The organism is Pseudoalteromonas sp. NZS71 (assembly GCF_015864715.1).
GTDB lineage: Bacteria > Pseudomonadota > Gammaproteobacteria > Enterobacterales > Alteromonadaceae > Pseudoalteromonas > Pseudoalteromonas arctica.
In genome coordinates, this window is sequence record NZ_JADYWS010000003.1 from 1 (window position 1) to 13,141 (window position 13,141).

The following is a 13,141-nucleotide window of genomic DNA, read 5'->3' on the forward strand; positions in this document are numbered from 1 at the left end:
GAGCGGTACACGAGGCTCGAACTCGTGACCTCGACCTTGGCAAGGTCGCGCTCTACCAACTGAGCTAGTACCGCATTTTTTATTTATTCAGTTATTTTACGTTGGTGCGCGACGAGTCGCGTTCAACATTCTAGCAACTGAGCTAGTACCGCACTTTAATTATGGATATAAAATGACCACAATAAAAACAACTCAAACACACTAACCCCGCGTGGGTTATCGTCTTGAGCGGGGCAGGATTCTACAATAATCCGATGTGTTTGCAAGCGTTTTTTACAAATTAAAGAAATTTTCTCTATAGACTTTTAATTCCATAATCGAATCTTTAATATCATCCAGAGCAAGATGCGAGCCTTTTTTGTTCACTTTTGCAAGAACTTCTGGTTTCCAGCGACGTGCTAATTCTTTAATAGTACTTACGTCAAGATTTCGGTAATGGAAAAAATCTTCAAGCTCGCGCATATATTTATTCATAAAGCGGCGATCTTGCCCAATTGAATTACCACACATTGGTGATACACCCGCAGGCACCCACTGTTTTAAAAAATCTAAAGTTTGTGCAACGGCATACTCTTCATCGAAAGTACTTGCTTTACAGCGCGCTGTTAAACCTGACTTTCCATGCTGAGTAGTACACCACTCGTCCATACCATTTAGTAATTCATCACTTTGATGAATAGCGATAGTTGGCCCTTCGGCTAATATATTCAAGTCTGCGTCAGTGACAACCGTCGCAATTTCGAGTATTTTATCGGTCTCTGGTTCGAGCCCTGTCATTTCAAGATCGAGCCAAATTAAATTTGATTTATTAATAGTCATAATTACCTAAGCGGTGCTTTCCTTTAGATCCAACGCATTTCGATATATCATATTAGCATCAACCGTCGAGCTAAAGCTTTTTTTAGGAAAAGCGACATTTAACTAAGGTTATAGGCCTCCAGTGGCAAAACAAAAAAAATTAAGTAAAGGCCAATCGCGTCAGATCAAGGCCAATCACCAAAAGCGCATTAATAGCGCAGACTCAAGACCGGCTAAAAAAGGGGCGCAAGAATGGCAAACCGATAACTTAGGTCAGGTCGAGAGCGCAATTGTGATCAGTCGTTTTGGCCAGCACGCCGATGTAGAAACTGAAAATGGCGATGTACTGCGCTGTAATATACGCCGTACCGTGTCTAATTTAGTATGTGGTGATGAAGTATTGTTTCGCCGTGCCAAAGTAAGTGAAGGCGATTTAGCCGGTGTAATTGAAGCCACGCAAGAGCGTCGTTCGCAACTTACCCGCCCTGACTTTTACGACGGTGTAAAAGTTATTGCTGCCAACATTGACCAAATACTGATGGTATCAGCTGTATTACCCGAGTTTACCCCTAGTATTATCGACCGTTATTTAATAGCCTGTGAAGATATGGGTATTGAGCCAATTTTAGTACTCAATAAAACCGATTTAATTGACGAAGCAGGCCTTAGCGAAATACAAAAAGTTCTCGATATCTATCGTAAACTTGATTACCAAGTACTCCTTGTTAGTAATATATCAGGCGATGGTATTGATCAATTAAAAGAAGTACTTGTTGATAAAAATAATATTTTTGTTGGCCAAAGTGGTGTGGGTAAATCAACCCTCGTTAATACTGTATTGCCTAACGCTGAAATATTAACTAAAGAAGTATCTGAAAACAGCGGCTTAGGCCAGCACACAACAACAGTTTCGCGACTACACCATTTACCAAGTGGCGGTAACCTAATCGACTCGCCAGGAATTCGTGAATTTGGATTATGGCATTTAGATGTTGAGCGTGTAACGTGGTGTTTTAAAGAGTTTAGAGAATTTATAGGCGGCTGCCGCTTTAGAGACTGTAAACATTTAAACGATCCGGGTTGCATAGTTAAAGAAGCTGTAGCCGATGGCAGAATTTCTCAATTGCGCTTTGACAGCTACCACCGAATTTTAGAAACAATGGCCGATGGCCGTGCAGGCGCCCGTGCGCCTCGCGTATAATTTAGGAAAAATACTGTGAGTTTAGACAAATTTAAAATCGCAATGCAGTACGCAATGCCAAAACATTTTATTTCACGCGTAGTAGGTAAATTAGCTGCTGCAAAAGCGGGCGCTTTAACAACTACTTTAATTAAACTATTTATTAAGCAATACAAAGTAGACATGAGCGAAGCGCAATACCCAGATCCGGCTCATTATAAAAGCTTTAATGAATTTTTTACTCGTCCTTTAAAAGACGGCATGCGCCCAATGGTAGAAGATAGCAATATCATCACTCAGCCAGTGGATGGCGCAATCAGCCAGCTAGGCGATATTGTTGACGGACAGCTAATACAAGCTAAAGGTCACGATTACAGCTTACAAGCGCTACTAGGCGGCTCACAAGATGACACAACACCATTTTTAGGCGGTAAGTTTGCCACTATTTATTTAGCGCCTAAAGATTACCACCGTATTCATATGCCAATTGATGGCACCCTAAGCAAAATGGTTTACGTGCCAGGAGACTTATTTTCAGTAAATCCACTTACAGCGCAAAACGTGCCTAACTTGTTTGCACGTAACGAACGTGTGGTAGCAATTTTTGAAACTGAAATTGGTCCGCTTGCAATGGTACTTGTTGGCGCAACAATTGTAGCCAGCATAGAAACTATTTGGGCCGGTACTGTCACGCCACCAGCAGGTAGCGATGTATTTAGTTGGAAATACCCAACCACTGGCGATAATGCCATCACGCTTAAAAAGGGTGAAGAAATGGGCCGCTTTAAATTAGGCTCTACTGTGGTACTTGCATGGGGTGCTAATAAAGCGGAAATACTGGACGATCAAATACCAGAAGTGGTTACTCGCTTAGGTACTGCGTTTGCAAAAATTAGCGACTAAAATCAATCGTTAATTAGAAATCAAAAAACCGCGTTTATTTAAACGCGGTTTTTTGGTTTTGTAGGTGTGAAGCTTGCTCACGTTAAAAGCGTCAGCTTTTGGTTTCTTAACGCCACATGTAATAACAGGCACAAGCCCCTCAAAAACCTATTTTCCACACTCTTTACACTCTAAATCTTTAATCACTTTAAAGTGCTGTTGTTTTAAAGTAAGCGCATCAAAGGTTATAAACACAGCCCCCTCTGCATGCCCCAGCAATAAGTTGAGCGTGAGTTGCGCCTGCATAGAGCCAATTACACCCAGTAGCGGGCTGATAACCCCTGCGTTACTGCAATTTATAACGGGTGTAGCTTCGCCCTCTGAAAAAACACAGCCATAACACGGGCTATTACTTTGCCTAAAGTCAAAGCCCATTAACTGCCCTTTAGTTGCGAGTGCAGCACCAGAAATTAACGGTGTTTTATTAGCAATACAATAACGATTTACACTATAGCGAGTACTAAAGTTATCAGAGCAATCAAGTACTATGTCAGCCCCTTTTAGCATGTAGGCTGCATTACTCTCATCTAATTTTTTACAATGCGTTACTATATTTATTTGATTATTAAGACTCGCTAATACTTTACCCGCTGCGGCGACCTTGTTTTGCCCCAAGTGGTTTATTTTATAAAGCACTTGGCGCTGTAAATTTGAAAGTTCTACCTCATCATCGTCAATTAAAATAAGCGTTCCAATACCCGCCGCAGTTAAATACAAAAGTACTGGGCTACCTAACCCGCCTGCCCCAACAACCGCAACCGTTGAAGTTTTAAGCGTTAATTGCCCTTCAAGCCCTACTTCTTCAAGCAATAAATGGCGGCTGTATCGTAGGGTTTCTTTATCGCTTAGCTCATTCACTTTTACTGACCATATTAAGATTAGCCTTGTTAGTATTACCCTTGTTAGTATTAATGTGCACTGCTTATGGCCACTTGCAGAGCGCTTATGGCCTCTACGTAATTATCAGCCTCGGTAATCGCACGCACTACGGCAGCACTGCCTACGCCGGTTTTAGCTACCTGCTCAGCACGGCTTAAATCTATACCGCCTATTGCTACTGTTGGGTAACTTTGCATAAGTGGTACAAACTTAATCAGCTTTTCAAGACCTTGTATTTGACCTGTCATGTCTTTTGTTGTGGTTGGGTAAATAGCACCAAATGCCATGTAACTAGGGCGATAATTATGCGCACGCAGCATTTCATAAAAACCATGAGTCGAAAGCCCAAGCCTTAACCCTGCCTCTTTAATAGCGGCTAAATTAGCAATGTCTAAATCCTCTTGCCCTAAATGCACACCATATGCACCGTGCTTAATAGCTAACTGCCAGTAGTCGTTTATGAATACCTGTGCGTTGTATTGCTTTCCCAGCTCAACGGCTTGCTTAATGAGCCCATCAAGCTCATCTTGGGTTTTATTCTTAACGCGCAGCTGAGCTGTTTTAATGCCTTGTTGTAAGCACTTTTCTAGCCAATCGGTACTATCTACAACTGCATATAAGCCAAGCGATTTACTTTCGCACGTTGCAAAATCAGCAGCCATATTAAAATCAAGCGGCACATCAAAATCGAGTTCATCGCCAAGCCAGCTACCTGGCTCAATCACTTGTGGGTAATCTGCTAAATTAGTGGGGAATGAAGTCTGAGCAACCGGTCCAATTCCCTCGCCGTAGCGTACAGACTGTTTTAACCCTTGGTTTATATATGCTTTAGCTAAAATAAAGGCATCTTTTAATGGGTAGTCTTTAGCTAAACACGCAGCAATTACCGAAGCCATGCTACATCCGGTGCCGTGGTTATGCGGTGTTTGTATTTTTTGATTGCCAAGCCAATACTCTTCACCATTTTGCGTAAAATTATTTACACAATAATCAATACAATAGCCGCTTGGGTAATCCCAATGCCCGCCTTTAATAACAACGGCTTTTGCACCCCAGCTTAATAGCTTATTAGCCGCTTCTTTTATTGCAGCTGGGCCAATTAAATACACACCGGTTAATAACTGTGTTTCGTGGGTGTTTGGGGTTATTACATCCACCAGCGGCAGTAAACATTCTTTAATTGCGCTTACCGTATCTTCTTCTGTTAGTAAGTCACCGCTTGAGGCAATAGCAACAGGGTCATATACAATAACGGGAGGCACTGGCCACTTAGCTTTATAGTGACTTATATGTTCGCTGATCAACTGAATTTGCTGCACGTTGGCTAACATACCAATTTTAATCACTTTGGCTTTCATGTCTTTTTCAAGCGCTAGTAACTGCGATTCAATAATATCGGTAGACACTGCATTAATAGCTTCTACACCTAAACTATTTTGCGCAGTAAGCGCCGTAATTGCCGTGCAACCATGCACACCAAAACTTTGCATTGCTTTTATATCAGCTTGAATGCCTGCACCGCCGCCCGAATCAGAGCCAGCAATGGTCCATACTACGTTATTCATATTTTTTCCTTACTGCTGATGCCAAAATGGCATCCCCATTGTTGGGGTTGATGGGGCTGCAACGTCTTTTTCCGGCATCGCTTTTGCTTTGTATGCAAAGCGCCCCGCTTCAACTGCGGCTTTAAATGCGCGGCTCATAGTAATTGGGCAACCCGCCCCTGCAATGGCTGAATTTAATAATACCGCATCATACCCCATTTCGAGTGCTTGGCAGGCATGCGATGGCAAACCTAAACCTGCATCTACTATTAGTGTGGTATCAGGTAAGCGCTCTCGAATAGTTTTTAAATTATAGCTATTTAACAAGCCTTTGCCTGTACCTATTGGCGCCCCCCACGGCATAAGCACCTCACACCCCAGCTCATTTAAGCGCTGGCAAAGTACTAAGTCATCGGTGCAATAAGGCAGTACTTTAAAGCCATCATTAATTAATATTTTTGTGGCTTCAAGTAGCGCAAAAGGGTCAGGCTGTAAATTGTAATCATCGCCAATCAGCTCTAGCTTAATCCAGTCGGTGGCAAATACCTCTCGACACATTTTTGCAAGCGTTATCGCTTCTTTAACACTGTGGCACCCTGCGGTATTAGGAAGTATTTTTAAGCCTGTATTTTTTATTAACTGCCAAAAGTCATCACCTGCCGCTGCACTTTGTTGGCGCCTAAGCGACACGGTTACAATTCCAGCCCCAGAGGCGACTATCGATTGAGTCATAATATCAGGCGACGGGTAAAGCGCAGAGCCTATTAACAAACGACTCTTTATTTGCTCTCCATAAATAGTTAAACAGTCTTTCGTTTGCATGAGCTTTATCCGCCTTGAATGGGTGACAGCAACTCAACACTGTCGCCTTCATTAAGTACATAGTTACTGTGCTGACTTTGTGGAATAAATTCGCTATTAACAGCAACAGCAAAAGGCGCGGCTGCACCAAAACTTTGAAGTACCTCAACGAGCGCTTTGTTATTAACATTAAGTAGCTCGCCATTAATTGTAATGTTCATTTTATTCTCACTCTATTCGTGAAACTGCTTGTGCCACTAATGCCGGCGCCAACATATAACCATGTCGATATAAGCCGTTAATGCTAATTACATTACCAACTTGTGATACTTCTGGGCGGTTATCGCTAAATGCGGGGCGTAATCCGGTTTGAATATTAAGTAGTCGTGCTTCGGCAAACCCGCTATGTACGGTATAAGCGGCTGAAAGTAATTCAAGGGTTGAGCGCACTGTTGCCGCGCCGCTGTCTTGAGATTCGATTTCGGTCGCACCAATTACATATTCATTATTGGGTTTAGGCGCTATATAAATTGGATAACGCGGGTGCATTAAACGCACTGGTCGCGTTAAACTTACCTCTGGTGCGTATAACCTTGCTACTTCGCCGCGCACACCTCTAAGCGGTTTATCAACTTGAGTATTTTTAGCACCAAGCCCACGGCAATCAATAATGTAATCGAATGGTCGATTATTTATTTTGTTGTCGCTAATGGTTACGCGCTGATTAAATACAAACTTTACTTTGCGTTTGTTGAGCTGTGCAAAGCTGGCTTTATAAAATGCTTGGTTATCTATTTGCCCCTCGCAGGGTAAAAATAAGCCTTGATTAAAGCGCCCTGCAAGTTCAGGTTCAAGCTTTGTAATTTGTTGAGCATTTATATGTTCGGCAGTGTGATCAGCTAGCGGTTTTATACGCTGTGCAAAGCTTTGTAAATCGCCTTTGTCCTGCTGATGCGCAATGACCAAAGTGCCTTGCTGCTGAAAAAAAACCTCACTTTCAAGTTCTGCAATAATGCTGGGCCAGCGCTTCATTGAATCAAGACCCATTAAAGCTAAATCAGCCTCACATAACACCGACTCAGCAAGCGGGGCAAGCATTGCTGCAGCGACTTTACCGGCGCTATTTTGAGTATGTTCGTCGTCGGCTTCAAACACCGTTACATGATGCAACTTACTTAGCTCAAGGGCAGCTAAGCGCCCAGCTAAACCAAAACCCACCACAGCAATGTTATAAAACATAAAACCTCCAAAGCAGTTATTAGTAGGTGCGAATTCACTCGCACTTCTTCAACTTTTAAAGAAGCGAGGTATAAAACCTCACCTACGTCTGCATCTAACTTTTAGCTATACCGCTTTGTGGTAAATCTCTGAGCCTGTTTGCTTAAACTCAGCTGATTTAGCTTTCATTTCGGCTTCTACATCAACCATTTTGATTTCAATAGCCTCGCCAGCATCATTTGGATCAATACCGCGTGTTTCTAAATCTTTAGCGTAATCGCGTACTTCTTGGCTAATTTTCATAGAGCAAAATTTAGGACCACACATGGAGCAAAAGTGAGCTACTTTGCCTGATTCTTGCGGCAAGGTTTCATCGTGATATTCACGAGCACGGTCAGGGTCTAAACCAATATTAAATTGGTCATGCCATCTAAACTCAAAGCGTGCTTTTGATAAGGCGTTATCGCGCTCTTGCGCGCCTGGGTGCCCTTTTGCTAAATCAGCGGCATGCGCTGCAATTTTGTAGGTAATTAAGCCTTCTTTAACATCTTCTTTATTTGGCAGACCTAAATGCTCTTTAGGTGTTACATAACACAGCATTGCACAGCCGTACCATGCTATTTGAGCCGCCCCAATACCCGAGGTAATATGGTCATACCCTGGTGCAATATCAGTCGTTAGCGGGCCTAATGTATAAAATGGCGCTTCGTCGCAATGCTTTAATTGCTCGTCCATATTGGCTTTAATCATGTGCATTGGTACATGACCAGGGCCTTCAATAAATACCTGTACATCGTGCTTCCACGCAATTTTAGTCAGTTCACCTAATGTGCGTAGCTCACTAAACTGCGCTTCATCGTTAGCATCAGCAATCGAACCAGGGCGAAGTCCATCACCAAGTGAAAAACACACATCGTATTGTTTTAAAATTTCGCAAATGTCTTCAAAGTGCGTGTATAAAAAATTTTCTTTATGATGCGCCAAACACCACTTAGCCATAATTGAGCCACCGCGCGACACAATGCCGGTCACGCGTTTAGCCGTCATTGGTACATAACGAAGTAATACACCGGCGTGAATAGTAAAGTAATCAACGCCCTGCTCGGCTTGCTCTATAAGCGTATCGCGGAAAATTTCCCACGTTAAATCCTCAGCCACACCGTTTACTTTTTCAAGCGCTTGATAAATCGGTACTGTGCCAATAGGGACAGGCGAGTTACGTACAACCCATTCGCGCGTTTCGTGAATGTAGCGTCCCGTTGATAAGTCCATCACGGTGTCTGCACCCCAGCGGGTAGACCACACCATTTTTTCTACTTCTTCTTCAATAGATGAGCTAACCGATGAGTTACCAATGTTGGCGTTAACTTTAACTAAAAAGTTACGCCCTACAATCATAGGTTCGGTTTCTGGGTGGTTTATATTATTTGGTAAAATAGCGCGACCACGGGCTATTTCGTCGCGTACAAATTCTGGGGTAATAAATTCAGGAATACTCGCACCAAACGACTCGCCTTTATGCTGAGCGGCTAGTAATTCTTTACGAATTTCTGCACGCCCCATATTTTCGCGAACGGCTACGTATTCCATTTCAGGAGTAATAATCCCTTGGCGTGCGTAGTGCATTTGCGTTACGTTTTTACCCGCGATACCACGGCGAATTTTTGGAAGGTGATCAAACCGAATATGATCCAGTCCTTCATCTGCCATGCGCTGCTGCGAAAACTGCGACGTCACTGATTCTAAAACCTCAGTGTCACTACGGCTTTCAATCCATTGCTCACGAAATTTTGGTAAGCCTTTGCGTACATCAAGTTCAAAATTAGGATCTGTATAAGGACCCGACGTATCGTAAACACGTAGCGGATCATTTGACTCATAAACAGGGTTTTCATCTGTGCCGCCAATAAACGTATCACTTAATGTGATTTCACGCATACCAACGCGCACGCCAGGTTGAGTACCTTCAACGTATACTTTATGAGAATTTGGGAACGGTTGACCCGTTAAGTTATAAATATATTCAGACGCGGCAGCACGAGTTTCTCGGCGTGACGCTTTATTTGTAGTATTTGACATGACTTGCCTCATTGCTTAAGGGTTGTCTTGTCAGATATTCCGAGGAATAGAGAAAGATCGTAAAGTAGCGTACATGCTACTTTGCAGCCTAAAAAAACAAAATCACTTTATTGTGCGCATAAAAAAAGACGCACAAGCGTCCTGATTTAGGCAGCTTGTTCCCTACGCAGGTATTAACCTGATCAGGTTCACGGATCCCGCTTTCGCGATCTCAGCCACAAACTAATTACTTAGCTTTGGCACTCCGACAAGTATTGATATATAAATTCTGTTCGTTGATTTGAAGGTATTACCCAACAAATCTGCACTGAGTGTACGTCAGTTAAAAACTGCCCGCAAGGGGCTGTTTTTCAAAAACTTAAAATTATTTAGGGATAAACACAAATGTTTGCTCGCCTTGCATGACTAATTGCTGGTCTTGCATTTTAAGCTCGGCACCTTGCTTTAAGGCTTGTAATAACTGCTGCTCAAACTCATCAAGGTCTTCGCCGCACGACTTGCGCGTCATTCCTAGTTTACTTACGGTAAGGTTACTTTCTTCAAGCGAGCCCTCACCAAAAAATTTGTTACAGCCAGCAAAACCGTTTACTTGCAGTGCTTCAATAAAACTCATTGATGCATTAAACGAAGGTGGAATTGCTAAACCATCAACACGTGATAATTGCCATTGGGTGTATTTAAGCTGCTCACTGGTAACCGTCCCTGTTGATGCGCAACCAACACATAAACCGACTATAAGCATCGGTATTGCTGCTAATTTCATGCTACTACTAACTAATTGTCTAATTAATATAATTGTAACAATATTTATGCCCTTTATCCGTTAAAAATGCATGTTTTAAATGTAAATTTTTGTTCTATGATAGTTTAAAAGTTATACAATTAAGCACTAAGTTGTAGTTTTGAATACGTTATCTATTTGCTCTGGTAAAAACGGCCTACCTTTTTCATTAACGGACGTTCCTATAACCAGTGCATTGAGCATTACTTTTTCATCGCTTTTACGTATAACCGTTTGCTTAAACGCAAATTTTAAACGACTAATACGCTGCGGCTCTACAGCCACATAAAATTCATCCCCAGGTAATAGTGAATGTTTATAGTCCATTTCGCTGCGCATCACGACTAGGTTAATTTTATCTTTCGCTAATTGAGCAAAATCAATACCGTGTGCGGACAAAAATTCATGGCGAGCATGCTCTAAATAATTAAAATAAACACTGTTATTTACGATACCTTGTAAGTCACATTCGTAATCACGTACTTTGAAGTCAACTTTAAAGGTCATATTAGTAATCCTGATTATTTAACGTATAATTGCCGCGTTTATAGCACATGTGTTTAAATAATTGCTACCATACGAGTCCCTAAAATGGAGTTAAGTAACCCAATGAACTTACGTTTGTCTTTAATTACTGCCGCACTTTTACCGCTGCTTGGTGCACCAATTGCAGCTAACGCTGATGATAGCGACCTAGAAAGAATTGTTGTAACCGGCGATTTTCAGCGCGAAAACATTCAAACTTTAAGCGCGAGTGCGAGCTTATTCAGCGAAGATGAAATTAATCAACGTGGTGCAAGTTACTTAGACGAAATGTTAGGCAGTGCCGCCAATGTAAATTTTGCATCTGGTGCGTCGCGTGGTCGTTACATCCAAATTCGTGGCGTGGGACTTCGCTCACAATTTGTAGACCCTATTAATCCATCTGTAGGCTTAGTAATTGATGGCATTAACTATTCTGGACTTGGTGGCAGCTCATTATTATTTGATATAGACCAAGTAGAAATTTATCGTGGCCCACAAGGTACACGCTTTGGCGCAGACGGTATGGCCGGTATGATCCAAATGGGTTCAGCTAAAGCCACGAGCGATCCAAGTTTAAAATTACAAGTAGGTGCTGGCACATACAACACACGTGAAGCAGGCATTGCAGCAAGCACAGGCTTAACAGATGACACTAGCGCACGCGTTAGCTACTTTCGCAGAAAGTCAGACGGTTACGTAGATAACTTGTATTTAAATGACGAAACACAAAATCAAGACGAACAAGTAGCCCGCTTTAAAATAAACAGTCAGCTTACAAAGCATTTAAATACTGAGTTAAACCTTCACTATATTGATATAAACAACGGTTACGATGCATTTACGCTTGATAACAGCCGCAATAGTGTTGCCGATGAGCCAGGGCAAGATAATCAAGAAAGCTACGCAATCGGTGTTAATAATACTTACACGGGTTTTGACGCTTTTGATGTAAATCTAAACCTCTCGGCTATCGATACCGAATTACTTTACAGCTTTGACGAAGACTGGGTATGTAACGATACAAGTGAGCCAAAGTTATGTGCTGCAGGCTTACACCCTGATGGATACAGCTCAACCGATCTTTACAGCCGCGATCGCGACGATCAGTCTGTAGATTTACAGTTTAACTCTAAAACAGGTAACTGGGTTGCGGGTATTTATTACCAAAACCGTGACGTTGACTTAGAGCGCCAATACACATGGCTAGCAAGCCCATTTTCTTCAACTTACGAAACGAGTAACGTTGCAGTATATGGTCAAGTAGCTACTCCAATTGGTCCTAAAACAACATTAATTACAGGTTTACGTGTAGAGCAATACCAAGGCGACTACACCGATAGCAATGGCTTTATACAAGACACTGACGACGTAATGGTTGGCGGTAAAATAGCGCTAGAGTATCAAGTAATTGATCGTACGATGATCTACACCAGTATCACGCGTGGCTACAAAGCTGGCGGTATTAACTCAGAAGCACTAGCTAAAGCGAAAGATGAAGGCTTAAACCTAAGCGCTGATTTTTTCCAGCAACACACCAGTTTCGACCCTGAATATTTATGGAGCGGCGAATTTGGTGTTAAAGGCTCATCGCTTGATGACAAATTTACACTTCGCTTAGCTGCATTTTACATGCACCGCGACGATATTCAGTTAAAAGCATGGCAAGTAGAAGGCCAGCAATTTACCGGTTATGTTGATAACGCAAGTTCTGGTAGCAACTACGGACTAGAAATTGAGGGTAGTTACCAACTAACTGATAATCTATTTTTAACGGGTAGTGCTGGTTACTTAAATACTGAAATAGACGACTTTGTAACACAATCAGGCTTAAATCAAGACGGTCGTGAGCAAGCGCAGTCACCTAAATACCAGTATGCGTTTACTGCACGTTACAACTTTACTAACGCATTTTACGGCATGGTGGGTATTGAAGGTAAAGACGATTACTACTTCTCTGATAGCCACAACTCACAAGCACCAAGCAGCAACTTAGTTAATTTAAGCTTTGGCTACGAAGCAGACATGTGGGCAGTTCGCGCATGGGCTCGTAACGTGTTTGACGAAACAGTCCCTACACGTGGCTTTGAGTTTGGTAACGATCCACAAGATGGTTACGCAACGCATACCTACACACAATTAGGTGAGCCTCGCGTAGCAGGTGTTACGTTTACGCTTAATCTGTAAAACACAGCCGTTGGCTTTCAAATGAAAGCTTTCTGCAAGCAAATAAAAACACCGCGTTTAATTTAAACGCGGTGTTTTTATTTGTAGGTGAGGTTTTATACCTCGCTTTTTATAAAGTTAAATTACATGAGCGCGAAATAAATTCGCACCTACAGATTTAGCGTATATTGTTGGGTTTGATGTTTATTGTAGGTGAGGTTTTATACCTCG

At 42.2% G+C, this 13,141-nt stretch carries 12 protein-coding genes, 1 tRNA gene and 1 riboswitch; of the genes, 3 read left to right on the forward strand and 10 right to left on the reverse strand.

From position 1 onward, the window contains the following. Position 1: 1 nt before the first annotated feature. Together I6E85_RS02285 and orn are read right to left on the reverse strand one after the other, a co-directional pair. Positions 2 to 74: transfer RNA gene (locus tag I6E85_RS02285), tRNA-Gly, on the reverse strand. Positions 75 to 273: 199 nt separating this feature from the next. Further along, positions 274 to 819, reverse strand: coding sequence for an oligoribonuclease (orn, locus tag I6E85_RS02290; RefSeq protein WP_004336052.1), 546 nt, complete (start codon positions 817 to 819; stop codon positions 274 to 276). A 121-nt stretch (positions 820 to 940) separates the two neighbouring features. On the opposite strand from orn, the gene rsgA reads away from it, so the two are divergent. Together rsgA and asd are read left to right on the forward strand one after the other, a co-directional pair. Continuing rightward, positions 941 to 1,999, forward strand: a complete 1,059-nt coding sequence (gene rsgA, locus I6E85_RS02295) for a small ribosomal subunit biogenesis GTPase RsgA (RefSeq protein WP_197236515.1) — start codon at positions 941 to 943, stop codon at positions 1,997 to 1,999. Positions 2,000 to 2,014: 15 nt separating this feature from the next. Then, complete coding sequence (asd, locus tag I6E85_RS02300; RefSeq protein ID WP_024599098.1) at positions 2,015 to 2,881, forward strand: archaetidylserine decarboxylase; 867 nt, start codon at positions 2,015 to 2,017, stop codon at positions 2,879 to 2,881. Positions 2,882 to 3,028: 147 nt separating this feature from the next. On the opposite strand, the gene I6E85_RS02305 is transcribed toward asd, so the two are convergent. The 8 genes from I6E85_RS02305 to I6E85_RS02340 all read right to left on the reverse strand — a co-directional run bounded on the left by I6E85_RS02305 (position 3,029) and on the right by I6E85_RS02340 (position 10,729). Then, positions 3,029 to 3,778, reverse strand: coding sequence for a HesA/MoeB/ThiF family protein (locus tag I6E85_RS02305; protein WP_024600339.1), 750 nt, complete (start codon positions 3,776 to 3,778; stop codon positions 3,029 to 3,031). A 50-nt stretch (positions 3,779 to 3,828) separates the two neighbouring features. Continuing rightward, positions 3,829 to 5,364 (reverse strand): thiamine phosphate synthase, encoded by a 1,536-nt coding sequence (thiE, locus tag I6E85_RS02310; RefSeq protein WP_024600338.1) that lies wholly within the window; start codon positions 5,362 to 5,364, stop codon positions 3,829 to 3,831. Between the two features lie 9 nt (positions 5,365 to 5,373). Beyond that, on the reverse strand, positions 5,374 to 6,165 hold the full coding sequence (locus I6E85_RS02315; protein ID WP_197236516.1) for a thiazole synthase: 792 nt from the start codon (positions 6,163 to 6,165) through the stop codon (positions 5,374 to 5,376). A gap of 5 nt (positions 6,166 to 6,170) precedes the next feature. Further along, complete coding sequence (gene thiS, locus I6E85_RS02320; RefSeq protein ID WP_024600336.1) at positions 6,171 to 6,365, reverse strand: sulfur carrier protein ThiS; 195 nt, start codon at positions 6,363 to 6,365, stop codon at positions 6,171 to 6,173. A 7-nt stretch (positions 6,366 to 6,372) separates the two neighbouring features. Next, positions 6,373 to 7,383 (reverse strand): FAD-dependent oxidoreductase, encoded by a 1,011-nt coding sequence (locus I6E85_RS02325; RefSeq protein WP_197236517.1) that lies wholly within the window; start codon positions 7,381 to 7,383, stop codon positions 6,373 to 6,375. 105 nt (positions 7,384 to 7,488) lie between these two features. Continuing rightward, positions 7,489 to 9,441 (reverse strand): phosphomethylpyrimidine synthase ThiC, encoded by a 1,953-nt coding sequence (gene thiC / locus I6E85_RS02330; protein ID WP_024600334.1) that lies wholly within the window; start codon positions 9,439 to 9,441, stop codon positions 7,489 to 7,491. A 142-nt stretch (positions 9,442 to 9,583) separates the two neighbouring features. Then, positions 9,584 to 9,698, reverse strand: a riboswitch (TPP riboswitch). Between the two features lie 107 nt (positions 9,699 to 9,805). Beyond that, positions 9,806 to 10,204, reverse strand: coding sequence for an META domain-containing protein (locus I6E85_RS02335; RefSeq protein WP_010555269.1), 399 nt, complete (start codon positions 10,202 to 10,204; stop codon positions 9,806 to 9,808). A gap of 126 nt (positions 10,205 to 10,330) precedes the next feature. Continuing rightward, positions 10,331 to 10,729: a thioesterase family protein gene (locus I6E85_RS02340; protein ID WP_024600333.1), complete on the reverse strand. Its 399-nt coding sequence runs from the start codon at positions 10,727 to 10,729 to the stop codon at positions 10,331 to 10,333. 84 nt (positions 10,730 to 10,813) lie between these two features. On the opposite strand from I6E85_RS02340, the gene I6E85_RS02345 reads away from it, so the two are divergent. Beyond that, positions 10,814 to 12,931: a TonB-dependent receptor gene (locus I6E85_RS02345; protein WP_197236518.1), complete on the forward strand. Its 2,118-nt coding sequence runs from the start codon at positions 10,814 to 10,816 to the stop codon at positions 12,929 to 12,931. Positions 12,932 to 13,141 lie beyond the last annotated feature (210 nt).